The sequence below is a fragment of the Pseudomonas sp. FG36 genome (assembly GCF_057809275.1).
Genome location: NZ_JBMDJQ010000032.1, coordinates 38,377 through 61,853, shown reverse-complemented (window position 1 = coordinate 61,853; position 23,477 = coordinate 38,377). Strand labels below are relative to the sequence as shown.

At 63.8% G+C, this 23,477-nt stretch carries 17 protein-coding genes and 1 pseudogene; 6 read left to right on the top strand and 12 right to left on the bottom strand.

Annotated elements, in window-relative coordinates; genetic code table 11:
• Positions 1 to 9: 9 nt before the first annotated feature.
• A complete protein-coding gene (locus tag ACODS9_RS21080; protein ID WP_489094678.1) occupies positions 10 to 1,551 on the top strand; it encodes a dermonecrotic toxin domain-containing protein in 1,542 nt (513 codons plus the stop codon).
• Positions 1,548 to 5,603 carry an NEL-type E3 ubiquitin ligase domain-containing protein gene (locus ACODS9_RS21075; RefSeq protein WP_489094677.1) on the top strand — a complete coding sequence of 1,352 codons (4,056 nt, stop codon included), beginning with the start codon at positions 1,548 to 1,550 and terminating at the stop codon, positions 5,601 to 5,603. Before ACODS9_RS21080 ends, ACODS9_RS21075 begins: the two co-directional genes overlap by 4 nt.
• A 45-nt stretch (positions 5,604 to 5,648) precedes the next feature.
• Here the strand turns inward: ACODS9_RS21075 and hutG are convergent, their stop codons facing one another.
• The 7 genes from hutG to hutC form a co-directional block, all read right to left on the bottom strand.
• Positions 5,649 to 6,452, bottom strand: coding sequence for an N-formylglutamate deformylase (gene hutG, locus ACODS9_RS21070; RefSeq protein ID WP_489094676.1), 804 nt, complete (start codon positions 6,450 to 6,452; stop codon positions 5,649 to 5,651).
• Positions 6,453 to 6,462: 10 nt separating this feature from the next.
• The gene (hutI, locus tag ACODS9_RS21065) at positions 6,463 to 7,668 is read right to left on the bottom strand and encodes an imidazolonepropionase (protein ID WP_367857745.1); all 1,206 of its coding nucleotides are present in this window, start codon (positions 7,666 to 7,668) and stop codon (positions 6,463 to 6,465) included.
• Between the two features lie 19 nt (positions 7,669 to 7,687).
• Positions 7,688 to 9,091 (bottom strand): amino acid permease, encoded by a 1,404-nt coding sequence (locus ACODS9_RS21060; protein ID WP_046853896.1) that lies wholly within the window; start codon positions 9,089 to 9,091, stop codon positions 7,688 to 7,690.
• A 139-nt stretch (positions 9,092 to 9,230) separates the two neighbouring features.
• Positions 9,231 to 10,763 (bottom strand): histidine ammonia-lyase, encoded by a 1,533-nt coding sequence (gene hutH / locus ACODS9_RS21055; protein ID WP_046853895.1) that lies wholly within the window; start codon positions 10,761 to 10,763, stop codon positions 9,231 to 9,233.
• 85 nt (positions 10,764 to 10,848) lie between these two features.
• A complete protein-coding gene (gene hutU / locus ACODS9_RS21050; RefSeq protein WP_489094675.1) occupies positions 10,849 to 12,522 on the bottom strand; it encodes a urocanate hydratase in 1,674 nt (557 codons plus the stop codon).
• Between the two features lie 245 nt (positions 12,523 to 12,767).
• A complete protein-coding gene (locus tag ACODS9_RS21045) occupies positions 12,768 to 13,340 on the bottom strand; it encodes a HutD/Ves family protein (protein WP_401107411.1) in 573 nt (190 codons plus the stop codon).
• Positions 13,337 to 14,047: a histidine utilization transcriptional repressor HutC gene (gene hutC / locus ACODS9_RS21040; protein ID WP_167659468.1), complete on the bottom strand. Its 711-nt coding sequence runs from the start codon at positions 14,045 to 14,047 to the stop codon at positions 13,337 to 13,339. The genes ACODS9_RS21045 and hutC overlap by 4 nt, the downstream gene beginning before the upstream one ends.
• Before the next feature lie 144 nt (positions 14,048 to 14,191).
• Here hutC and ACODS9_RS21035 point away from each other — a divergent pair, with 144 nt between their 5' ends.
• Positions 14,192 to 15,556 carry a formimidoylglutamate deiminase gene (locus ACODS9_RS21035; protein WP_401107409.1) on the top strand — a complete coding sequence of 455 codons (1,365 nt, stop codon included), beginning with the start codon at positions 14,192 to 14,194 and terminating at the stop codon, positions 15,554 to 15,556.
• A 70-nt stretch (positions 15,557 to 15,626) separates the two neighbouring features.
• Here ACODS9_RS21035 and ACODS9_RS21030 read toward each other — a convergent pair whose 3' ends face one another.
• Complete coding sequence (locus ACODS9_RS21030; protein WP_489094674.1) at positions 15,627 to 16,199, bottom strand: lipocalin family protein; 573 nt, start codon at positions 16,197 to 16,199, stop codon at positions 15,627 to 15,629.
• Positions 16,196 to 16,450 carry an outer membrane protein assembly factor BamE domain-containing protein gene (gene bamE, locus ACODS9_RS21025; protein ID WP_011536093.1) on the bottom strand — a complete coding sequence of 85 codons (255 nt, stop codon included), beginning with the start codon at positions 16,448 to 16,450 and terminating at the stop codon, positions 16,196 to 16,198. Before bamE ends, ACODS9_RS21030 begins: the two co-directional genes overlap by 4 nt.
• 223 nt (positions 16,451 to 16,673) lie before the next feature.
• On the opposite strand from bamE, the pseudogene ACODS9_RS21020 reads away from it, so the two are divergent.
• Both ACODS9_RS21020 and ACODS9_RS21015 read left to right on the top strand, forming a co-directional pair.
• Positions 16,674 to 17,711, top strand: a pseudogene (locus ACODS9_RS21020) (cache domain-containing protein); the annotation flags it as partial.
• 24 nt (positions 17,712 to 17,735) lie between these two features.
• Positions 17,736 to 18,566 (top strand): methyl-accepting chemotaxis protein, encoded by an 831-nt coding sequence (locus ACODS9_RS21015; RefSeq protein WP_371926848.1) that lies wholly within the window; start codon positions 17,736 to 17,738, stop codon positions 18,564 to 18,566.
• Between the two features lie 33 nt (positions 18,567 to 18,599).
• Here the strand turns inward: ACODS9_RS21015 and ACODS9_RS21010 are convergent, their stop codons facing one another.
• From ACODS9_RS21010 to ACODS9_RS21000, 3 genes are all read right to left on the bottom strand, one after another.
• Positions 18,600 to 19,196: a DUF924 family protein gene (locus tag ACODS9_RS21010; RefSeq protein ID WP_046853890.1), complete on the bottom strand. Its 597-nt coding sequence runs from the start codon at positions 19,194 to 19,196 to the stop codon at positions 18,600 to 18,602.
• Positions 19,197 to 19,199: 3 nt separating this feature from the next.
• Positions 19,200 to 20,210 carry a class 1 fructose-bisphosphatase gene (locus ACODS9_RS21005; protein ID WP_038706942.1) on the bottom strand — a complete coding sequence of 337 codons (1,011 nt, stop codon included), beginning with the start codon at positions 20,208 to 20,210 and terminating at the stop codon, positions 19,200 to 19,202.
• Between the two features lie 157 nt (positions 20,211 to 20,367).
• Positions 20,368 to 22,833, bottom strand: a complete 2,466-nt coding sequence (locus ACODS9_RS21000) for a glycogen/starch/alpha-glucan phosphorylase (RefSeq protein WP_401107404.1) — start codon at positions 22,831 to 22,833, stop codon at positions 20,368 to 20,370.
• Between the two features lie 185 nt (positions 22,834 to 23,018).
• On the opposite strand from ACODS9_RS21000, the gene ACODS9_RS20995 reads away from it, so the two are divergent.
• Positions 23,019 to 23,423, top strand: coding sequence for a YkgJ family cysteine cluster protein (locus tag ACODS9_RS20995; RefSeq protein ID WP_016712459.1), 405 nt, complete (start codon positions 23,019 to 23,021; stop codon positions 23,421 to 23,423).
• Positions 23,424 to 23,477: the final 54 nt, after the last annotated feature.

Genomic DNA, 23,477 nt, shown 5'->3' with positions numbered 1-23,477 from the left:
GACCTGAGCATGCTTACACAATCACCGCCCCATCAAGACCTGATCGAACGCAAGATGCCCGCATGGCTGAAAACAGAGCCTGCGGCGATGTTCAAGGACCTGCGCACCGCACTCAAGTCCGCCCCCGCATCGTTTGCGGCCGGATGCCTGCGCTACCCCGAGGTAGCCAAAGCGCTGGCACAGGAGCATGAGCGCTTTCAGAGGAGCACGCTCGCGGCGCAAGCACTTTTGGCCGCCCTGCCTCCACTTGAAACGTTCGCCATAGAGAAGCTCGGCGACGCTATCAAAAAAGAGTTCAATCTGGAGATCGATGTATCGAAGACCTTTTTATTCGATGCCGTCGGCTATGCCCACCAGCACCAACAGGGTGCCGCGGAGCCAGAAAACTTCGTTCGCTCGCTCAAACACCATGCGCTCCAAAACTTCGAGAGCAAATCGGCCAAGTCCGGCGGCATGGATGTGCCGACGCCGCAAATGCGCTCGGTCATTCTTGACCAACGCGGCTACATGAACGGCCCACCCTTCAAGAACGTGGTGGACATCGACCCCGTAGCCTTCGCCGCGATGTGTCGGGAGCTCGACCTCGGCGGGCAGTATCACGCCCTTATCGACAGGATTTACTACCCCCAACCAGAATCATCACCGGGCACCGAGGTTACATGGCAGGACCGGCTCACCGTCCAAGCGCCAGTGCTGGACACGTTGGGTCAGGTCGAGCTTTCGATATTCAGGCAAAGCTTGCATTCTGCCTTTCTGCAAAAACAGGTCAGCCAATACACCTACGACACCCTTCTGGCTACGTCGCTGGAAACGCTGGACAGCCTCCCGCAGCCCCAGGCGAATTTCAGTTTCCTCAAGCTCTGGCAGGTAGAGCTGACGGGCATGGTGCTGATCAAGTTCGCCAACCGCCAAACCGTGGTGCTCTACACGCCCCAAGCCACCGATACCCCCTTGGTCGAGTTCCCTACTCTCTTTGCGCTGCAGACGCACTTGCGCGATGCGATCGTGCAGGACCTGGCGGTTATCACGCGCCACATCCCCGATGCACACAAGACGGATCTAAGCAGAAAGGTTCAGGATCGCCTGATGCCCATGACATTCACATTGAAAAACATATACGAGCGCGTTCCCGACCTGAATGCAGAGCTGCCCATCGTACCCCGAGCGTTCAATCGTCCGTTCAGGGCTGAGATGATTTACCAGAACTTCACCAGGCTACGTGACGATGCCAGGTTTCACGCTGTACCCACCGCGGCCATGGACGCCAAGACCTTCCATGAGCGCCTGGCCTATTTCGAATCAATTGCCTTCAATGCCCTGACTATCGTGGGATTCTTCATCCCAGAGGTGGGCTATCTGATGATGGCGGCCACCCTCCTGCAATTGGGTCACGAAGTCTATGAAGGCGTCGAAAGCTGGACCAATGACGACCACCAGCAAGCCTTCGCCTACCTGGTGGACGTCATGGAAAACGTCGCACTTATCGCGATTACCGCGGCGGGGGCCGCGCTATCAGGGCTGAACTGGGCGGCGTGGTCAATCCGACCATGACAGAGACACCAGAGCCGATTCCAGATCCAACGCCGGAGCCGATTCCTGTCGAAACCCCATCATTCATCGAGGAACTGGTGGAGGTTGAGTTGCCAGACGGCAGCACACGATTGTGGCGCCCCGACCTGACCCCCTTCGAGCATCCCGAGGTATCCACTCCGCCAGGCAGTTCGGATGAGCTGGGGCTCTATCGTAAGAACAACAAGATTTGGCTAAATCTGGAGGGTAAATCCTACTCACTAAAATGGGCACCCGAAGTCGGTACCTACAGGATAGAGCACCCCAGCAACAAACTCGCTTACGAACCGCCCCTGCGCCACAACGGCGCAGGCGCGTGGCTGCACGCACTGGATCGCCCAAGAGAATGGCACGGCACGCAACTGTTCAAGCGCATTGGTAATCTCGCCGCGCGATTCGACGAGCAGGATGCCGAGCGCATCCTGCGGGTGAGCGGTATCGACGAAGCCGTCTTGCGCCGGGCGTTAAGCGACAGCCATCCCATCCCGGCGCTGCTCGAGGACAGCCTGACTCGCTTCACTCTGGATCGAGAAACGCTGGAGGCTATGCCCGATGCCTCTCGAAACGAACGCCTGGCGGCATTCACCGAACGCTATCGTCAGTTGCCCACCAGCCTGGGCCCAGGGGCAGCAGTACTCGGCCATGTGTACCCACGCCTGCCCGTTGCGTGTATCAAAGAGCTCCTGCACCACGCCACCACCACCGAATTCAGAACCTTGAGCGCCGGGAAAGTCCCTCTGCGCATCGCTGAGGAGATCCGTCTGATCCAACAGCAGGTCAGGCTCGCACGTGCTTTCGAAGGCCTTTACCTGCAATCGGTAGACAATCCGGATACCGATCGACTGATCCTCCACTCGATGCAAGCACTCCAGGGCTGGCAAGCTGACACGACCATCGAGCTACACCGAGGTACGCTGCCGGCAAGCCGCATCGACCGCATAGGCGTCGATGACATGCCTGCAAGGATCATCACTCACACGCCTCAGGGGTACAACCTCACAGCGCAAACCCCGCAACGAGCGTCGAGCACGTACAGTTCCCTGTTCGAAGCACTGTTCGCAGCACTCCCCGAAGGTCAGCGCCAAGCGTTGGCCCCCCACGATATTACCGACGCGCAAACCCTCTCTGTACGCATCAGAAAGGCGCCGATTTCACGCTGGGCATTGCGCAAGGCACTCAAGATGCAACGTCCTGGCCCGCGTTCGCCAATGCGCCTCGCCGACGGGCGCCTCGGCTACCGCCTGAGCGGTGGGGGCAAGCTACCGGAAACGCCGGACAGAGCCCAGCTGCTGAGCAAGCTCGAAGAGATGAAGCTGGCACCGGAGTTCACTGTTTCGGCCGAACGGGTCCTCAGCGCACTGGAATCCGCCGGGCAAACACCTGAGCAGATCCAGGTGCGCGCCGAGCAACTCCGAGCCGAGCGCCAGGAGCTGCGCCGGTACCTGAATGCAGCCTTCACCGGGCCTGGTCGGATCTCAGGCCTAGGGGCTCGGAGCGCCAATCGCGAAGAAATCGAACTGGCCTTGTGGCAGCACTGGATCCACAGTGCAGTACCGGAACTCGAGACCTCGGTCGGTACACTTCGACTGTCGAGAATGTTCATCGCAGAGTTCCCCCGGCAGCTACCTGATTTCATCGAAGCCCGGGTCAATCGCTTGCAACTGATCGACGTCGCGCTCGACCATTCCAGCAACGGCGCCTTGACCTGGACGGATTACGAAGCGCAGTTGAACGATGTGTTTCAACACTTCCCCAATCTGACCGCTCTCGAGATCGAGCGTGGCTATGACGCACTCGCTGGTAACTCGGAATTCGCCAACTGTCTGCCATTGATCGTCAGAAGCTTCCCCCACCTTATCGAGCTGAGACTGATCAACCAAAATTTCACCCTCTATCCACTGGACATCGAGCGCTTCGCTTCGCGCGATCAACTACGCCATCTGGACCTGAGCGGCAACCGTTTCGCCACCGCGGCCACGTTCGATTTCCCTGACTTTTGCCTGGACTACCTCGGACTTGATCGCATGCTCCTGGATCGCTGGCCAGACTGGCTGAACGAGGCGGCGCTGGACAGGATCAGAACGCTATCGTTGCGTGAAAACAGCCTCACCCGGGTACCCCCATCGCTGTCGGTCAATGCCGATGGCGCCAACGCCCAAACGCGGATCCTGCTCGATGGCAATACCATACGCGTCGGGCAACTGCTGGACATGCATCACAGTCAGACCAGCCTGCGTCGCCGATTCCAGTTCAGTCTGGGCAGCCATCGCGTCCTCGACGAATACCAAAGCCTGCGCGAAGCCATGGATCAATGGACCCAGCCTTCCGGCACATCGGTGTCGCTGGATAACCAGGTAATCATCGCCAGGACCCAGGTCAGCCAGTCAATCCTCGACTTCTGGGAGCGGCGAGCTCGCGACGACTCCATGTCTCCCTGGCACCTCGACGCCTTCAACCCGGAGGATTGCCCGCCTACGCTGCCGGACTTCTTCATCCGTTGTGTCGACATCATCAGGCTTACCCGTGCTCAAGCCACCGCAGAGCAACTGGACCTGTGGATCGCGCGCTTTAGCCACATCACCCAGCTGACTCTTGACGGCCACATCCGTCCACTCGCCAGGCTGCCTGAAGCTCTGACCCGCCTCTCCTCGCTCAGCAGGTTGAGCGTGCTCGACCAAGCCCTGGTAATCGACAACCAGGCCATGCGCGTCATCGCTCGCATCCCAGCCCTGCGAGAGTTGGACCTTTCTGGCAACGTGTTGAGTGCGAGCCTGAGCAGCCTCAACGGTATGGCCCCACGCCTTGATCGCCTTGCACTGCGCAACATGGGATTGGAAAGCTGGCCGGCCTGGCTGGACAACCTGATGCCCAGGTACACCTTGGACCTGCGGGAAAACCGCCTGACCACCCTGCCCCAGACGATTCTCGAAAACCCGCCAAGCACGTTCGGCAGCACTGCCATCCTGTTGACCGACAACCCGTTGACCCCCGCGACGATGCGCGCGGCGCACCTGTCACAGCGCTACGATCGGACCTTCACCTTCGACATGGACTTGCCCTTCGACATTCTCAGCGCGTCGCCGATGGGTATCGAGCCTGGCGTTGCCTTCGGCAGCTCGCTGGGCAGCCTCGGTAGTACGGGCAGTACCGGCAGCTACCATCGCCATGGCTTTGCCCCCTGGACGCCGATGCTAGAGATGGATGCCAGCCCTTGGCTTGAGGGTGCCGGCAGCTTGCGCCAGTCACGGGACGCGCAGTGGCAGCAAATTCGCCAGGCCGGTGATGCGGACAACCTGCTGCAACTGATCACCCAGCTGACAACCGCCGTGCCCTATCGCAACACCGACACCAGGCCAGCCATCATAGAGCGTGTCTGGCGTATCCTGGCAATGGCAGCGAACCAGCCAGATGAACGTGAGGTGTTCGATGCGATTGCTGCCGAGGCCATCCGCGAAGGCACCTGCCCGGACGGGATCTTGCTGCAGTTCCAGCAGGTCGAGCAGATGCACATGATTGCCCAGACTGCCCTGGATACGACCGGGGCGGGTCGCGAGTCGCGCCTCTATCGTTTGCTGCGCCGCCATTTCCGCCAAGAGCGCCTCGACGAAATCGCCAGCGCCAGGTCACTGCACCAGGATGCCGCCGAAGTCCGCCTGGCTTATCGGCGTCTGCTGGCCTCGCGCCTGGACCTGCTGAGCCCGGCTGACGAAATGATGTTCGGTGCCGACGTGAGTTCGGCAGATGCCACGGATGCTGCGTTACGGATATGGGAGGCTGAGGAGGGGGAGGACTTTCTGACGTTCGCCGGCTATACGCCGTTCTGGATCGATTACCTGCGCGAGGCCTACGCTGGCGATTTTGAGCGGATCGAAACGAAGTTCCAGAGCGCAGTGAACAACCTGCAATACGACCAACCAGAGGCCAGCCTGGATGAACTGGAGGCGCCGACCCGTGCGCTGGAGGCTCTGCGCGAGCAACAAGAGGCAAACCTGATCGCCGAGCTGACCCAGCGCATCCGCGCCGAGCACCACTAGCCGCAAGCCAGCGCCCGCAGCTACGGCGCTGGCCATTACTGCATGTCAGCGCCCGTAGCGCTCACGCCCCCATTGCAAGGTGGCTTCCAACAGGCGGCGCAAGACCGACTGGGTGGGTTGTGCCAGTTGCTCGCGATAGGTGAAAGGCTCCACTTCATCCATGTAGGTGCTCTGCGCCAGCTCCAGTTGCACCGCATGGATGTTGTTCGCCGGATCGCCGTAATGCCGGGTGATATGCCCACCCTTGAAACGGCCATTGAGCACATGGCTGTAGCCCTGCGCCTCAGCACATACGCCCTCCAGCCGTCGAGCCAGCTCCGGGTCGCAACTTGCACCGTTGAAGGTGCCAAGGTTGAAGTCCGGCAGCTTGCCGTCGAACAGGTGCGGGATCAACGAGCGGATCGAGTGGGCATCCCACAACAGGGCGTAGCCGAAGTGCTCGCGCAGACGCTCCAGCTCGTTGCGGATGGTGTCGTGGTAAGGTCGCCAGATCTGCTCCAGGTACTGTTTGCGCTGCTCGCCAGTCGGTTCCAGCCCGTCCTTGAACAGCGGCTCGCCCTCGAACAACGTGGCCGGATACAGACCGGTGGTGGCACCGGCATACAGTGGCTTGTCGTCATCCGGCCGGTTGAGGTCAATGACGAAACGCGAATACTCCGCCGCCACCACGCTGGCGCCCAGGTCGCGGGCGAAGTCGTATAGGCGCGGGATGTGCCAGTCGGTGTCCGGCAGGCTGCGCGCCTGGTCCACCAGGCCATCGCGCACCGCGTCGGTCAGGCCCAGCCCGGCGTGGGGCATGCTGATCAGCAGCGGCAGACGGCCCTGGTGAAAACTCAATACCTTGTCCATATGCCCTCGCTCAATTGGATATCTCATGGCCCAGGCGCACCACGCGCTTGGGCAGGTCGCCGCCGAGCCAGTAGCTGAGGTCGGCGGGGCGTTCAATCTGCCAGGCGATGAAGTCCGCGACCTTGCCCTCTTCCAGCGAGCCATGGCTGTCACCCAGGCCCAGCGCCGTGGCGGCGTGCACGGTGACACCGGCCAAAGCCTCCTCCGGGGTCATGCGGAAACAAGTGCAGCCCATGTTCAACATCAGGCGCAGCGACAGCCCTGGCGAGGTGCCGGGGTTGAGGTCGCTGGCCAGGGCGATCTTCACGCCGTGACGGCGCAGGGCATCCATCGGCGGAAGCTGGGTTTCGCGCAGGAAGTAGAACGCCCCCGGCAGCAGCACCGCCACCGTGCCGGCCTCTGCCATGGCGATGGCGTCTTCTTCGGTCATGAACTCCAGGTGATCGGCCGACAGTGCGTGGTAACGCGCCGCCAGGCTCGAACCGTGCAGCGACGACAGTTGCTCGGCGTGCAGTTTCACCGGCAGTCCCAACTCACGAGCCTTGATGAATACCCGCTCGACCTGGGCTGGGGAGAACGCCAGGTGTTCACAGAACGCATCCACCGCGTCCACCAGGCCCTCGGCAGCCAATGCCGGGAGCATGACGTCGCAGATATGGGCGATGTAGTCGTCAGCCCGCCCCGCATATTCGGGCGGCAGGGCATGGGCCGCCAGGCAGGTGCTGCGCACGGTCACGGGGAGTTCCTCGCCCAGGCGCCGGGCGACACGCAACATCTTGCGCTCGCTCTCGAGGTCCAGGCCGTAGCCGGACTTGATCTCGATCGTGGTCACGCCGTCGCGCATCAGCGCCTGGACGCGCTGACGGGCACTGGCCAGTAGATCGTCCTCGCTGGCGGCACGGGTAGCCCGCACGGTGCTGGCGATGCCGCCGCCCTGGGCCGCGATCTCGGCATAGCTGACGCCTTGCAGGCGCTGCTCGAACTCGCCGCTGCGGTTGCCGCCGAACACCGCGTGGGTGTGGCAGTCGATCAACCCCGGGGTGACCCAGGCACCGCCGAGATCGACGATGCGATCGGCCGCCACTGGCGGCACCTCGTCACGCGGGCCGATCCATTCGATCAGGCCTGCGCTGGTAACGATCGCCGCGTCCTCGATGATCGAGTAGCGGCCCTCGGCCATGGTTGCCGCATGGCAGTGCTGCCAGAGGGTTCTCATCAGGATCTCCTTGTAAGACTCAGCGGTGCAGCTCGGCAGGCTCGCGAACCGGCTCGCCATCGCCTGCGCGCGGCTTGCACCACAGCAGGTAGGAAGCGACCAGGAACACGACCCAGATAACACCGACGATCAATGCCGCCTGGGTATCCGGGAAGTAACCCAGCACACCGAAGATGAACAGCATGAAAGCAATGGCCATGGCCGGGCCATAGGGCCAGAACGGCACGGGGAACTTGAGCTGGGCGACTTGTTCGCGGCTCATGCTGCGACGCATGGCCACCTGGGTGACCAGGATCATCAGCCACACCCACACGGTGGCGAAGGTGGCGATCGATGCGATCAGCAGGAACACGTTCTCCGGGATCAGGTAGTTGAGCAGCACGCCCACCAGCAATGCCGCGCCCATCACCACCACGGTCATCCACGGCACACCGTGCCTGGACAGCTTGCCAAAGCCACGCGGCGCCTGGCCGTGCTGGGACAGGCCGTACATCATCCGGCCAGCGCCGAAGATGTCGCTGTTGATCGCGGAAATGGCTGCCGAAATCACCACGATATTAAGCACCGCCGCCGCCGAGCCAATCCCCAGGTTGCTGAAGATTTGCACGAACGGGCTGCCCTGGCTGCCGATCTGCGGCCAGGGGTACAGGCACATCAGCACGAACAGGGTCAGCACGTAGAACAGCAGGATGCGCAACGGCACGGCGTTGATCGCCTTCGGGATCACGCGTTGCGGGTCTTTCGCTTCACCTGCGGTGACGCCGATGATCTCGATGCCGCCAAAGGCGAACATCACCACGGCGAACGAGGCGATCAGGCCACTGACGCCATTGGGCATAAAGCCGCCATGTTCGAACAGGTTGCTCACCCCGACGGCGTGCCCGCTGCCCACCTGGCTGAAGCCGAAGGCCATGATGCCGAGACCTGCGAGGATCATCGCGACGATGGCGCCGACCTTGAGCAGCGACAGCCAGAACTCCATCTCGCCGAACACCCGCACGTTGCACAGGTTCAGGCCGCCGATCAGGAAGACGATACCGAGTACCCAGATCCAGCGTGCCACCTCGGGGAACCAGAAGCCCATGTAGATCCCGAAGGCCGTGACGTCGGCGATGGCGACGATGACCATCTCGAAGGCGTAGGTCCAGCCGAGGATGAAGCCGGCCATGGGACCGAGGTAGGTGCTGGCGTAGTGGCCGAAGGAGCCGGACACCGGATTGTGCACGGCCATTTCGCCGAGGGCGCGCATGACCATGAACACCGCGGCGCCGCCGATCAGGTAGGCCAGCAGCACGGCCGGGCCGGCCATCTGGATGGCCGAGGCCGAACCGTAGAAAAGCCCGGTACCGATTGCCGAACCGAGCGCCATGAAACGGATGTGCCGGGCCGATAGCCCGCGCTTGAGACCTTGAGCTTGTTGCATGTCACGTCCTTATTGTTGTTCTGGTCGTGATATCGGGATGGGTCTGCTGCGCAGCCCAATCGCCGGCAAGCCGGCTCCCACACAAGCAGCTGTGGGAGCCGGCTTGCCGCCCCTGGGCCGCAAAGCGGCCCCGAGGGCGTTACAGGCTTGGCAGGACGCCCACCGGCAGCAGCCCGGTCAGCGTGCCTTTGGCCAGCAACGCGGCAGCCGCCTCGATATCCGGCGAGAAGAAACGGTCGCGGTCATAGTGCGGCACTTCGCGACGCAGCGCCTGGCGCGCCTGTTCCAGCTTGACCGAGGTCTTCAGGCCCTTGCGCAGGTCCAGGCCCTGGCAGGCACCCAGCCATTCGATGGCCAGCACGCCACGGGTGTTCTCGGCCATTTCCCACAGACGCTTGCCGGCGGCCGGGGCCATCGACACATGGTCTTCCTGGTTGGCCGAAGTCGGCAGGCTGTCGACGCTGTGCGGGTGCGACAGCGCCTTGTTCTCGCTGGCCAGGGCGGCAGCGGTGACCTGGGCGATCATGAAGCCGGAGTTCACACCACCGTTTTCCACCAGGAACGGTGGCAGCTGGGACATGTGCTTGTCCATCATCAGCGAGATGCGGCGCTCGCTCAGCGAGCCGATCTCGGCGATGGCCAGGGCCAGGTTGTCGGCGGCCATGGCCACCGGCTCTGCGTGGAAGTTGCCACCGGAGATCACGTCGCCCTCGGCAGCGAACACCAGCGGGTTGTCCGACACGGCGTTGGCTTCGATGCCCAGCACTTCGGCGGCCTGACGGATCTGGGTCAGGCAGGCGCCCATGACTTGCGGCTGGCAGCGCAGGGAGTACGGATCCTGCACCTTGTCGCAGTTCTTGTGCGACAGCGAGACTTCGCTGGAGTCGCCCAGCAGGTCGCGGAAGCAGGCGGCGGTGTCGATCTGGCCACGCTGGCCGCGCACTTCATGGATGCGCGCATCGAACGGCGAGCGCGAACCCAGCGCCGCCTCGACGCTCAGGCCGCCACAGGCGATGGCCGCGGCGTACAGGTCTTCTGCCTGGAACAGGCCACGCAGGGCGTAGGCGGTGGAGGCCTGGGTGCCGTTGAGCAGGGCCAGGCCCTCTTTCGCGGCCAGGGTGAGTGGCTCCAGCCCGGCGACGGCCAGGGCTTCGGTGGCCGGCAACCATTGGCCCTTGTAACGGGCCTTGCCTTCGCCCAGCAGCACCAGCGACATGTGCGCCAGCGGCGCGAGGTCGCCGGAGGCGCCGACCGAACCTTTCAGCGGGATGTGCGGATAGACTTCGGCGTTGACCAGGCCGATCAGCGCATCGATGACTTTGCGGCGGATGCCGGAGAAGCCACGGCTGAGGCTGTTGATCTTGAGCACCATGATCAGCCGCACCAGGTCGTCGTCCAGCGGCGCGCCGATACCGGCGGCGTGGGACAGCACCAGCGAGCGCTGCAGGTTTTCCAGGTCGTGGCTGGCGATGCGGGTCGAGGCCAGCAGGCCGAAACCGGTGTTGATGCCGTAGGCGGTACGGTCTTCGGCGATGATCTGCTCGACGCAGGCGACGCTGGCGTCGATGGCGGGCGCGGCGCTGGCATCGAGCTGCAGGCGCACGGGCGCGGCGTGGATGGCGCGCAGCTGGGCCAGGGTCAGGGTGCCGGGCTTGAGGGTCAATTCGGTCACTTCGCTACTCCAATCGCATGGGGGCCATGGCCCCCTTCTTGTTGTTCAGTATCACCCGTGAAGGGTGCGATCCAAAGCGCGGCGATCAGCCGGTGATCATCGGCAGGTCCAGGCCCTGCTCCTTGGCGCAGTCGATGGCGACCTGGTAGCCGGCGTCGGCGTGGCGCATCACGCCGGTGCCCGGGTCGTTGGTCAGTACGCGGGCGATGCGCTCGGCGGCTTCATCGGTACCGTCGCAGACGATAACCATGCCCGAATGCTGGGAGAAGCCCATGCCCACGCCACCGCCGTGGTGCAGCGAAACCCAGGTGGCGCCGCCTGCGGTGTTGAGCAGGGCGTTGAGCAGCGGCCAGTCGGAGACCGCGTCGGAGCCGTCGCGCATGGCTTCGGTTTCGCGGTTGGGGCTGGATACCGAGCCCGAGTCCAGGTGGTCACGGCCGATGACGACGGGAGCCGACAGCTCGCCGCTGCGCACCATCTCGTTGAACGCCAGGCCCAGCTTGGCGCGCAGACCCAGGCCAACCCAGCAGATGCGCGCCGGCAAGCCCTGGAAGCTGATGCGCTCGCGGGCCATGTCCAGCCAGCGGTGCAGGTGGGCGTCGTCGGGGATCAGTTCCTTGACCTTGGCGTCGGTCTTGTAGATGTCTTCGGCATCGCCGGACAGCGCGGCCCAGCGGAATGGGCCGACGCCGCGGCAGAACAGCGGGCGGATATAGGCTGGGACGAAGCCCGGGAAGTCAAAGGCGTTGGCCACGCCCTCTTCCTTGGCCATCTGGCGGATGTTGTTGCCGTAGTCGAAGGTCGGGATGCCCTGCTTCTGGAAGTCGAGCATGGCTTGTACATGTACGGCCATCGACTGTTTGGCGGCCTTGACCACGCCTGCCGGGTCGGTCACAGCACGGTCGCGGTACTGCTCCCAGGTCCAGCCGGCCGGCAGGTAGCCGTTGAGCGGGTCGTGGGCGCTGGTCTGGTCGGTGACCATGTCCGGGCGCACGCCACGCTTGACCAGCTCAGGCAGAATCTCGGCGGCGTTGCCGTGCAGGGCGATGGAGATGGCCTTGCCTTCGGTGGTGTACTTGGCGATGCGCGCCAGGGCGTCGTCCAGGTCAGTGGCCTGCTCGTCGACGTAGCGGGTCTCGAGGCGGAAGTCGATGCGGCTCTGCTGGCACTCGATGTTCAGCGAGCAGGCGCCGGCAAGTGTTGCCGCCAGTGGCTGGGCGCCGCCCATACCGCCCAGGCCCGCGGTCAGTACCCACTTGCCCTTGAGGCTGCCGTTGTAGTGCTGGCGGCCGGCCTCGACGAAGGTTTCGTAGGTGCCCTGGACGATGCCCTGGCTGCCGATGTAGATCCAGCTGCCGGCGGTCATCTGGCCGTACATGGCCAGGCCCTTGGCATCCAGTTCGTTGAAGTGTTCCCAGTTGGCCCAGTGCGGTACCAGGTTGGAGTTGGCGATCAGCACGCGCGGGGCGTTGCTGTGGGTCTTGAACACGCCGACCGGCTTGCCCGACTGCACCAGCAGGGTTTCGTCGTCTTCCAGGCGGGTCAGGGTCTCGACGATCTTGTCGTAGCACTCCCAGTTGCGCGCGGCGCGGCCGATGCCACCGTACACCACCAGCTCTTTCGGGTTTTCGGCGACCTGCGGGTCGAGGTTGTTCATCAGCATGCGCAGCGGAGCTTCGGTGAGCCAGCTCTTGGCGGTCAGCTTGTTGCCACGCGGGGCACGGATTTCTACGTCACGGTACTTGTTGTTGTCAGTCACGGGGATGTCCTCTGCGGTCGTCCGACGGCATGTGTGTGTCGTGGTGACTATACAAACACACCTTTACTTGTATGTACAAGCATAGGCAACCAAAAAAGAGTGACCATTCCTCGGATGAAAAACGAAAAAGGGGCCGCTACGCACCCCATCGCTGGCAAGCCAGCTCCCACAGGGTTCACTTGGCCCATGTGGGAGCTGGCTTGCCAGCGATGGGCTGCACAGCAGCCCCCTTCAGCGGTGACAGATCAGTGTGAAATCAGCTCGATCAGGCAGAATCGCCCCTGTACATCCATTTCCAGCAACCCTTCATTGCCATCGACACGCAGGCAGTCATAGCGCCCAAGCTGCTGCGCGTCCTCCCCAGCCAGCCCCACCTCGACATGGGTGCTGGCGGCAAACAGCAGTACCGTCGAAGCCGAGCTGAACAACCGATTCGAACCATCGAACCACTGCAACCGTGCCCGATACCGCTGCGGCGCATAGATCAGGTTGAAATCGCGAATCGCCCCGCCCAGCAGCTTGCAGCTCACCTGGCTTTCACCATTGAAGGCGAAGGCGTCGAACGGCAGCAACGGCCGGCTGGCCTGGCCATCGACCAGCAGGCGCATGCCATCGCCCTGCAATACGGTGATGATCCGTTGGTACCCGGTGAAGCTGGAAAAACCACCGGACTCCTCGATATCGGCGATCGACAGGCGCCAGCCGAAACCGTCCAGGCTGTCACCAGCGTCGCGGGTGATCTCTTCGGTGAAACCGCCACCGTTTTTCCAGGGCATGCGCGGATAATCCTGGGCACGCAACAGCTGCAACTGGGTCATTTGCTGAATCGTCCTTCCAGACGGTGACGGGAACCGGGGTGAATCAGGCGCGCAGCGGTGACCGGCTGGCGTCCCGACCAGGTGCGACGGCGGATCAACAGGCACGGCTCGCCCCGCTCGATCTGCAGTAGTTTGCATTCTTCAGGCTCGGCGAGGATCGCCTCGACCACGTGCTCGCCTTCAGTGAGCGGCGCCACCTGCGACAGGTAGGCGTAGGGCGTCTGCCGGGTGAAATCCTGCTTGAGGTAATCCGGAGCGATGGCGGCGTTGACGTAGCGGTCCTCGATCTGCACCGGCACGCCATTTTCGTAATGCACGATCAGCGAGTGGAAGACCCGCTGGCCTTCGCGCATGTCCAGGGCCAGAGCGCGCTCGGAGCCGGCGGCTTCCTCGGCGAGCTTGATCACCTGGCAGCTATGCTGGTGGCCACGCCCGGCGATCTCGTCGGCGATGTTGTTGACCTCGAACAGCGCCGAGCGGCTCTTGGGTTCGGCGACGAAGGTGCCGACGCCCTGCATGCGCACCAGCAGGCCTTCGGCGGTGAGTTCGCGCAGGGCGCGGTTGATGGTCATGCGGCTGAAGCCCAGCTCGCTGACCAGTTCGCTTTCCGATGGCACCCGGTGATGAGGCGGCCAGCTGCCGCTCTCGATCTGCTGGATGATCATCTGTTTCACCCGGGCGTAGAGCGGCGCCGGCCCTTCGCCCATCTGGGCAACCAGCGCGGAGACAGGAAGTGTCGGCACGGCGTTGAATCCTTGTGCGGTTGGAGTGAACGGTAGCTTGCCGGAGTTTACCCGGCAGGCAAACGGCTGTATATGTATATACAAGTTAACAATAACAGGATTTCACCAATGCCCGCCTACTTCGCCGAACGCGCCCTGCTCCCTTCGGGCTGGGCCCGCAATGTCCGCCTGGAGGTCGCCGCCGATGGTCGGCTGGCCGCGATCATGGCCGATGCCGACGCCGAGGGCGCCGAGCGCCTGGCCGGGCCGCTGCTGCCGGGCATGCCTAACCTGCACTCGCACGCATTCCAGCGGGCCATGGCGGGGCTGGCGGAAGTGGCCGGCAATCCCAACGACAGCTTCTGGACCTGGCGCGAGCTGATGTACCGCCTGGTCGGCCGGATCACGCCGGAACAACTGCAAGTGATCGCGCGCCAGCTGTATATCGAGATGCTCAAGGCCGGCTACACCTCGGTGGCCGAGTTCCATTATGTACACCATGACCAGAACGGCCAGGCCTATGCCGACCCTGCCGAGTTGTCACGGCGCATCAGCGCCGCCGCCGCCGCCAGCGGCATCGGCCTGACCTTGCTGCCGGTGCTATACAGCCATGCCGGGTTCGGCGGCCAGGCGCCCAATGACGGGCAACGGCGCTTCATCAACTCAACCGAACAATACCTGCGCCTGCAACAGCAGCTAGCGCCATTGCTGGCACAACAGTCGGCGCAGGCGCTGGGACTGTGCTTCCACTCGCTACGCGCCGTGACACCGGGGCAGATCGCCGATGTGCTCGGTGCCAGCGACAAATCCTGCCCGATCCATATCCACATTGCCGAGCAACAGAAGGAAGTCGATGACTGCCTGGCCTGGAGCGGCCGCCGTCCACTGCAATGGCTGTACGAGCATGTCGATGTCGATCAGCGTTGGTGCCTGGTCCACGCTACCCACGCCGAAGCCGACGAAGTCGCCGCCATGGCCCGCAGTGGCGCGGTGGCCGGCCTGTGCCTGACCACCGAGGCGAACCTGGGTGACGGCATCTTCCCGGCGGTGGACTACCTGGCCCAGGGCGGGCGGATGGGTATCGGCTCGGACAGCCATGTGTCCTTGAGCGTGGTCGAGGAACTGCGCTGGCTTGAGTACGGCCAGCGCCTGCGTGACCAGCGGCGCAATCGCCTGTATCGCGCCGATCAGCCGATGGTTGGGCGCACCTTGTACGACGCCGCGCTACTGGGCGGTGCCCAGGCGCTGGGGCAGCCGATCGGCGAGCTGGCCGTGGGCAAGCGGGCGGACTGGCTGGTGCTGGATGGGCAGGATCCGTATCTGGCCGTGGCCGACGGCGATGCCATTCTCAACCGCTGGTTGTTCGCGGGCTCTGATCGCCAGGTGCGCGATGTGATGGTCAACGGGCAGTGGGTGGTGCGCCAAGGGCGGCATGAACAGGAGGAGCAAAGCGCGGCAGCGTTTGTACAAGTGCTGCGACAGTTGCTGGACTGACAGTCGAAACATCGCGGGGCCCGCTCCCACCGGTACGTGTGGGGAGCGGGTTTGCCCCGCGATGGCTTCCTCAATGCCGGGCGACGATGCTCTTGTCGGGCGTGCGCCAGATCAGGCGGCTGGTATCAAAGCCCTGCTGCCGCGCCTTGGCCAGCAGGTTCTCACGCTCCCACGCCGGCAACGAAGGCGTACGCGAAAGTATCCACAGGTACTTGCGGTCCGGGCTGCCGACGATCGCCGTGCGATAGCGCTCGTCGACGAACAGGATCCAGTAGTCCCCCTTGGCCACCCCGGGCACCAGGCGGGTGAACCAATTGTCGAACTCCACCCACAACTTGTCGGTGTGGCCCGCCTGCTGCGGCGTGGCATGGCCCTCGGCACGCAGCCATTCATCACCCAGGGTACGGCAACGGTTCAGCACGCCGACCGCGCCATCGGGCTTGAGGTTGTAATGGGCCTCGGACTGGGCGCAACCGTCCTGGTACTTCATTGGCAGGCGCGCCAGCTCGAACCATTTGCCCTGGTAACGCTTGAGGTCGACCGCACCTGCGGTCTTCGGCGCCAGCGGGTCGGTGGCCGAGGTGGCGCAGCCACCCAGCAGCATCACCAGGCACACGCCCAGCAGCAGGTGCAGGTGCCTCATTTGAGGCCCTGCCCGGAATACATCAGGACCTTGTCCGCCGCGTACTGCACGCTGATGAAGCTCTTCTCGTCACCCCAGGTGCAGCTGCTCATGCCCAGCGCGCCAGAACACTCCTTGGGCGTGCCGAGCAACTGCTCGACCTCGGCCTTGTTCATGCCGGCCTTGAGCTTGGAATAGTTTTCCTGGTTGATCTTGCTGCAAGCGGTCAGGACGACGCACAAGGACAACAGGGCGAGGGAACGCAACGACATGAAGGGACACTCCTGGAGATGGATACACAGGCGCGAGGGCCTGCAGGGAGCTTAGAAGGGAAAAAGGCTCCTCGGTTCCCTGGCCGACGAGGTTTCGTTGTGCACCGTTGGTCGCCTGGCGCGCAAACGATTAATGTTTTATCCCTACGCGTCGACATAGAGCGGTGGTGTGGCCTTTTGCCGCACCCCTCCCCTTCGTGCCCGTGCGCAGATTCCAAGAAAAATGACCAAGAACCTCAAGTTCAGCCACAAGATCCTGCTGGCCGCCGCCCTGGTGGTGGCCGTCGCCTTCACTTGCTTCGTCCTGTTCAACGACTACCGACAGCGTCAGTCGCTGCGTAGCGACACCGAGTCGACGCTGCAATCGCTGGGCAACCTCACCGCCGGCAACATCCGCACCTGGCTCGACAGCCGCATCCAGCTGGTGAACTCGGTGGCCCAGCAGATTGCCATCGACGGCCCCGCCAAGAGCAGCCTCGAGCGCATCCTGGCGCTGCCGGTGTACGGCAGCAACTTCATCCTCACCTACTTCGGCGGGCAGGACGGCAGCATGCAGTCGGTGCCGGTGGGCAACCGCGCCGCCGACTACGACCCGCGCGTGCGCGGCTGGTACAAGGCGGCCAGCGCCGCAGGCCAGACCATCGTCACCGAACCGTACATCTCGGTATCGGCCGGCAAGCTGGTAATTACCCTGGCCACTCCGGTGCAACAGGGCGGGCGCATGATCGGCGTCAGCGGTGTCGACACCGACCTGCAGACCATCAGCAACCTGATCAACACCCTGGACTTCGGCGGCCACGGGCACGCCTTCATCGTCAACGGCGAGGGCAAGGTGCTCATCCACCCCAAGGGCGAACTGGCGCTCAAGCCCCTGGCGGAGGTCTACCCTGGCAGCAACCTGCGCATCGGCAGCGGCCTGAAGGAAGTGGAGGTCGAGGGTCGCAAACAGTTCATCAGCTTCACCCACGTCGATGGCGTGCCGTCGGCGGACTGGTACGTGGCGCTGGTGCTGGACCAGGAAGCGGCCTTCGCCATGCTCGGCGAACTGCGCACTTCGGCTGTGGTGGCGACACTGATCGCGGTGGTGGTGATCATCGCCCTGCTCGGCTTGCTGATCCGCGTGCTGATGGAACCGCTGCACGTCATGGGCCGCGCCATGCGCGACATCGCCGAGGGCGAAGGCGACCTGACCCGGCGCCTGGCCATCCACGCCCAGGACGAGTTTGGCAGCCTGGCGCAGTCGTTCAACCGCTTCGTCGAGCGGATCCATGAATCGATCCGCGAAGTGGCCTCGGCCACCGGCCAGGTGAATGCCGTGGCCGGCCAGGTGGTCAGCGCCTCGAACGCCTCGATCCACAACGCCGACCAGCAGTCCAGCCGCACCAGCAGTGTCGCCGCGGCGATCAACCAGCTCGGCGCCGCCGCCCAGGAAATTGCCCAGAACGCCGCCCTCGCCTCGCAGCACTCCAGCGCCGCCCGCGGCCTGGCCGAGGAAGGCCAGCAAGTGGTCGGCGAGACCATCGATGTGATGAACCAGCTATCGGCGCGCATCAGCGATGCCAGCGGCAACATCGAGACGCTGAACAACCACACGGCGAACATCGGCCAGATCCTCGATGTGATCAGCGGCATTTCGCAGCAGACCAACCTGCTGGCGCTCAATGCGGCCATCGAGGCGGCCCGTGCCGGAGAGGCCGGACGCGGTTTCGCGGTGGTGGCCGACGAGGTGCGCAACCTGGCACACCGCACCCAGGACTCGGCACAGCAGGTGCAGCGCCTGATCGAGGAGCTGCAGGCCGGGGCCCAGGTGGCCGTGAGCACCATGAACCAGAGCCAGCAGCACAGCGACCGCAGCGTCGGCATCGCCAACCAGGCCGGCGAACGCCTGGGCAGTGTCACCCAGCGCATCGGCGAGATCGATGGCATGAACCAGTCGGTGGCCACCGCCACCGAAGAGCAGACGGCCGTGGTCGAGTCGATCAATGTCGACATCACCGAGATCAATACGCTGAATCAGGAAGGGGTGCAGAACCTGCAGAGCACCTTGCGTGCCTGCACCGACCTGGAGCATCAGGTCGAGCGGTTGAAGCATCTGGTGGGTAGTTTCAGGATCTGAGATGGCTGGGGCCGCTTCGCGGCCCCACTGGCACTAGAACCTGGACCCAGGCTCCAGCAAGAAGTCCATCTCTTCACTGGTGCTCGGGCGGTTCAGCACCAGGTTGCGGTGCGGGAAGCGCCCGAAGCGGGCGATCACCCGCTGGTGCTGTTCGGCATAGTCGAGGAAGCCTTCGAACAACCGACGGTTGGCCTCGGGCTGCTCGTCCAGCAAGGTCTGGTAACGCTCGACGCACAGGTTTTGCCAGTCCAGCACCTCGGCATGCTCCAGCACCAGCAGCACGAATACCCGCTGGATCGGCAGCAGCTGGTAGTCCCAGCCCTTCTGCAACCCCTGCATGGCCACTACCTGGGCACGTCGGTCACCCTCGAAGGCACGCGGCGTGTCGCGATAGATCATGCGCGGCAGCTGATCCAGCAGTAGCACCAGACCGAGCCAGCCCTGGGGGCTCTGCTGCCACTCGTCGAGCCCGCCCGCCAGGGCTTGCTCGACCAGGTCGCCGAACAGCGCCTGGGCATCGGCGTCGTGATGCTTGCCGAACCACAGCGTGTTCTTCTCGTCAGCCACGGCCTGGGCACTTGTGCCCCAACCGAACCACCACTCCAGCAACGGCTGCCAAGGTGCGAGCATGACTTACTCCTTGTGGTAGGCGGTGACGCGCTCGACCTCTTCCTTCGAGCCGAGGATCACCGACACGCGCTGGTGCAGGCTCTCCGGCTTGATGTCAAGGATACGCTCGTAACCGTTGGTGGAGGCGCCGCCTGCCTGTTCGATGATGAACGACATCGGGTTGGCTTCGTACATCAGGCGCAGCTTGCCCGGCTTGCTCGGCTCGCGGGCATCGCGTGGGTACATGAACAGGCCGCCACGGGTCAGGATGCGGTGCACATCGGCCACCATCGAGGCGATCCAGCGCATGTTGTAGTTCTTTTTCAGCGGCCCGGTCTCGCCGGCCAGCAGCTCGCCCACGTAGCGTTGCACCGGAGCTTCCCAGTGGCGCTGGTTGGACATGTTGATGGCGAACTCGGCGGTGGTGGCCGGTACCTGGATGTTTTCGTGGGTCAGGACGAAGCTGCCCAGCTCGCGGTCCAGGGTGAAGCCCTTGACGCCGTTGCCCAGGGTCAGGATCAGCATGGTCTGCGGGCCGTAGATGGCGTAACCGGCGGCGACCTGCTGGGTACCCGGCTGCAGGAATGCATTCTCGTTCAGGGTTTCGTTCTGGCTCAGGTATTCGTTCGGGCAACGCAGCACCGAGAAGATGGTGCCGACCGAGACGTTGACGTCGATGTTCGACGAGCCATCCAGCGGGTCGAACACCAGCAGGTAGGCGCCTTTGGGGTACTTGCCCGGGATCTGGTAGGCATTGTCCATCTCTTCGGAGGCCATGCCGGCCAGGTGACCGCCCCACTCGTTGGCTTCGAGCAGGATGTCGTTGGAAATCACGTCGAGCTTCTTCTGCACCTCGCCCTGCACGTTCTCGGTGCCCATGCTGCCCAGCACGCCGCCCAGGGCGCCCTTGGACACGTGGTGGCTGATCTCCTTGCACGCACGCGCCACCACTTCGATCAGGAAGCGCAGATCGGCAGGGGTATTGTTGCTGCGGGTCTGCTCAATCAGATAGCGACTCAGGGTAACGCGGGACATGTATGGCTCCGAAAAGGAAAGGGGGAGAAAAACCCCCGCAGTTTACAGGGAGAGTGACGGGCTAGCGAGCAAAGAGACTCGACTGGCGGATCAGACGGCGCTTTGACCATTGAGTTCATGCAGCTGGTCGATTGGGGCTGCCGGGCAGCCCCACGCTTCAATCCAAGGCCTTCCAGATCTCGGTCGCATACTCGCGAATGGTCCGGTCCGACGAGAACCAGCCCATCCGCGCCGTGTTCAGCACCGCCACGCGCCACCAGTCCTGCGGCGCGTGCCACAACTCCTCGACCCGCCGCTGGGCGTCCCAGTAGGCATCGAAGTCGGCGCACACCAGGAAGCGGTCGTAGGCGATCAGCCCGTCCACCAACCCGGCATAGCGCGCCGGATCATCGGGCGAGAACACCCCGCTGCGAATCGCCTGCAGCACGTCGCCCAGACGATGGGAGGCGGCGATCGCCGACGCGGCGCCAAAGTCGCCGCTGCGCTTGCGCGCCTCCACCTGCTGCGCGGTCAGGCCGAAGATGAACATGTTCTCCGCCCCCACCTGCTCGCACATCTCGACGTTGGCGCCATCGAGGGTGCCGATGGTCAGCGCGCCATTGAGGCCGAACTTCATGTTGCTGGTACCGGAAGCCTCGTAGCCAGCCGTGGAGATCTGCTCGGACAGATCCGCCGCCGGGATGATGCTTTCGGCCAGGCTGACGTTGTAGTTGGGCAGGAACACCACCTTGAGCAAGCCGCGCACGGTGGGGTCGTTGTTGACCACCCGGGCGATGTCGTTGGCCAGCTTGATGATCAGCTTGGCCTGGTGATAGCTGGCTGCCGCCTTGCCGGCGAAGATCTTCACCCGCGGCACCCAGTCGGTGCCGGGGTCGTTGCGGATGGCCTGGTACAGCGCCACCGTGTGCAGCAGATTGAGCAACTGGCGCTTGTACTCGTGGATGCGCTTGACCTGCACGTCGAACAGCGCCTCCGGGTTGACCGTCACGCCGATCCGATCCTGGATGATGCTGGCCAGGGCGCGCTTGCTGTGCAGGCGCTGGGCGGCGAACTGCTTGCGGAAGGTGGCCTTGTCGGCGAAAGGCGCCAGGGCCTTGAGCTTGCCTTCCGGGTCATCCAGCACTTCCGGCCCCAGCGCCTCGATCAGCATCGCCGTGAGCGGTGGGTTGGCCTGGTACAGCCAACGGCGGAAGGTGATGCCGTTGGTCTTGTTGTTGATCCGCTGCGGGTAGAGCTTGTGCAGCTCGGCGAACACCGTGCTTTTCATCAGCTTGCTGTGCAGCGCCGACACGCCGTTGACGCTGTGCGAGCCAAGGAACGCCAGGTTGCCCATGCGCACCCGGCGGCCATTGTCCTCCTCGATCAGCGACACCGCGCGCAGCACGTCGAAGTCGTGCAGGCCTTTGGCCCGCAGTGCGTCGATATGGTAGGCGTTGATCAGGTAGATGATCTGCATGTGCCGCGGCAGCATGCGCTCCATCAATGCCACCGGCCAGGTTTCCAGTGCTTCGGGCAACAAGGTGTGGTTGGTGTAGGCCAGGGTGCCGACGGTCAGCGCCCACGCTTTGTCCCAGGGGATTTCGTGCTGGTCGACCAGCAGGCGCATCAGCTCGGCCACGGCAATCGACGGGTGGGTGTCGTTGAGCTGGATGGCCGCGGCATCCGGCAGGTTGAGCAGGTCCTTGTGCATGTTCAGGTGGCGCCGCAGCAGGTCCTGCAGCGAGGCCGAAACGAAGAAGTACTCCTGGCGCAGGCGCAGCTCCTGGCCGGCCTCGGTGCTGTCGGCCGGGTACAGCACCCGCGAGATGCTTTCGGCGCGGGCCACCTCGGCCACCGCGCCCAGGTGGTCACCGGCGTTGAAGCGTTCCAGGTGCAGCTCCTCCAGCGCCCGGGCACGCCACAGGCGCAGGGTATTGACGCTGGAGCCGCGCCAGCCGACTACCGGCGTGTCGTATGCCACCGCCCGCACCGTCTCGCCCGGCCACCAGACCTGACGCTGTTGGCCATTGCCTTCCTGCACGGTCTCGACGCTGCCGCCAAAACTGATCGGGTAGATCACCTCCGCCCGCTCGAACTCCCAGGGGTTGCCGAAATCCAGCCAGTTCTCGGTCTGTTCCTGCTGCCAACCATCGACTACCGCCTGGCGGAACAACCCGTGCTCGTAGCGAATGCCATAGCCATGGGCGGCAATGCCCAGGGTCGACATGCTCTCCATGAAGCACGCCGCCAGGCGCCCGAGGCCACCGTTGCCCAGCGCCGCATCGGGCTCGAGCAGGCGGATACGCTCCAGGTCGACGTCCAGCCCTTCGAGGGCCTCGCGGGCGATCTCCAGATAACCGAGGTTGCTCAGGCTGTCGTACAGCAGGCGGCCGATGAGAAATTCGAGGGAGAGGTAATACACCCGCTTCTGGCTACGGCGGTAGGCTTGGCGAGTGTGATCCATCCAGTGGTCGACCATATGGTCGCGGGCAGCCAGGGCAATGGCCTCGAACCAGTCGTGGTCGAAGGCGTGTTCCGGGTCCTTGCCGACCGCGTAGGTCAGCTTGGCCAGCACGGCGGCGCGGAACGCGGCCACCTCGTCGGTATGAGCTTTGGCCTCACGGGCCTTGTTTTCCTGGGACATGCGGCATCCTCGGGCAAGTAGGCGAAAGCGCAGGGAGAGTGTTCAGCCTAGACGCTCTGACACACAGCGACAGCGAGCGTTCGCGGTTTTCATCAACCACCAGGGGAATCGGGCAAAAGGTTGTTCACAAATTGAACAACTCCGGTATGATCGCGCGCCCCAAGACCGTGATTCACCCCATAACCATGAAAACGACCCTGATCGCCGCCGCCGAAGTCGACCGCCTGGAGACCTGGCAGCGCTATGCCAGCCATATGTGCGGTGGCTGCCACTCGACCTGTTGCACCCTGCCGGTGGAGGTGAAGATCAAGGATCTGATCCGCATTGGCGTGGTGGATGAATTCGAGAAAGACGAACCGCCGAAGAACGTGGCCAAACGCCTGCAGAAGGAAGGCATCATCGAGCGCTTCAACCAGAAGTCGGGGATCTTCACCCTGACCCGGATGAGCAACGATGACTGCATGTACCTGGATCGCAAGAGCCGCCTGTGCACCATCTACGACAAGCGCCCGGATACCTGCCGCAACCACCCCAAGGTCGGGCCGCGGCCCGGATATTGCGCGTACAAGCCCAAGGTGGTCGGGCGCTGAGACTGCGCCACGCCTGAAATGCTGGGGCTGCAAAGCGGCCCGTATTTCTGAAGG

Coding starts and splice junctions, on each gene's coding strand:
- hutG (WP_489094676.1), bottom strand. CDS start 6,452: ATGGACAAGGTATTGAGTTTTCACCAGGGCCGTCTGCCGCTGCTGATC.
- ACODS9_RS21080 (WP_489094678.1), top strand. CDS start 10: ATGCTTACACAATCACCGCCCCATCAAGACCTGATCGAACGCAAGATG.
- hutI (WP_367857745.1), bottom strand. CDS start 7,668: ATGAGAACCCTCTGGCAGCACTGCCATGCGGCAACCATGGCCGAGGGC.
- ACODS9_RS21075 (WP_489094677.1), top strand. CDS start 1,548: ATGACAGAGACACCAGAGCCGATTCCAGATCCAACGCCGGAGCCGATT.
- ACODS9_RS21045 (WP_401107411.1), bottom strand. CDS start 13,340: ATGACCCAGTTGCAGCTGTTGCGTGCCCAGGATTATCCGCGCATGCCC.
- ACODS9_RS21030 (WP_489094674.1), bottom strand. CDS start 16,199: ATGAGGCACCTGCACCTGCTGCTGGGCGTGTGCCTGGTGATGCTGCTG.
- ACODS9_RS20995 (WP_016712459.1), top strand. CDS start 23,019: ATGAAAACGACCCTGATCGCCGCCGCCGAAGTCGACCGCCTGGAGACC.
- bamE (WP_011536093.1), bottom strand. CDS start 16,450: ATGTCGTTGCGTTCCCTCGCCCTGTTGTCCTTGTGCGTCGTCCTGACC.
- ACODS9_RS21000 (WP_401107404.1), bottom strand. CDS start 22,833: ATGTCCCAGGAAAACAAGGCCCGTGAGGCCAAAGCTCATACCGACGAG.
- ACODS9_RS21005 (WP_038706942.1), bottom strand. CDS start 20,210: ATGTCCCGCGTTACCCTGAGTCGCTATCTGATTGAGCAGACCCGCAGC.
- ACODS9_RS21010 (WP_046853890.1), bottom strand. CDS start 19,196: ATGCTCGCACCTTGGCAGCCGTTGCTGGAGTGGTGGTTCGGTTGGGGC.
- ACODS9_RS21060 (WP_046853896.1), bottom strand. CDS start 9,091: ATGCAACAAGCTCAAGGTCTCAAGCGCGGGCTATCGGCCCGGCACATC.
- ACODS9_RS21035 (WP_401107409.1), top strand. CDS start 14,192: ATGCCCGCCTACTTCGCCGAACGCGCCCTGCTCCCTTCGGGCTGGGCC.
- hutC (WP_167659468.1), bottom strand. CDS start 14,047: ATGGGCGAAGGGCCGGCGCCGCTCTACGCCCGGGTGAAACAGATGATC.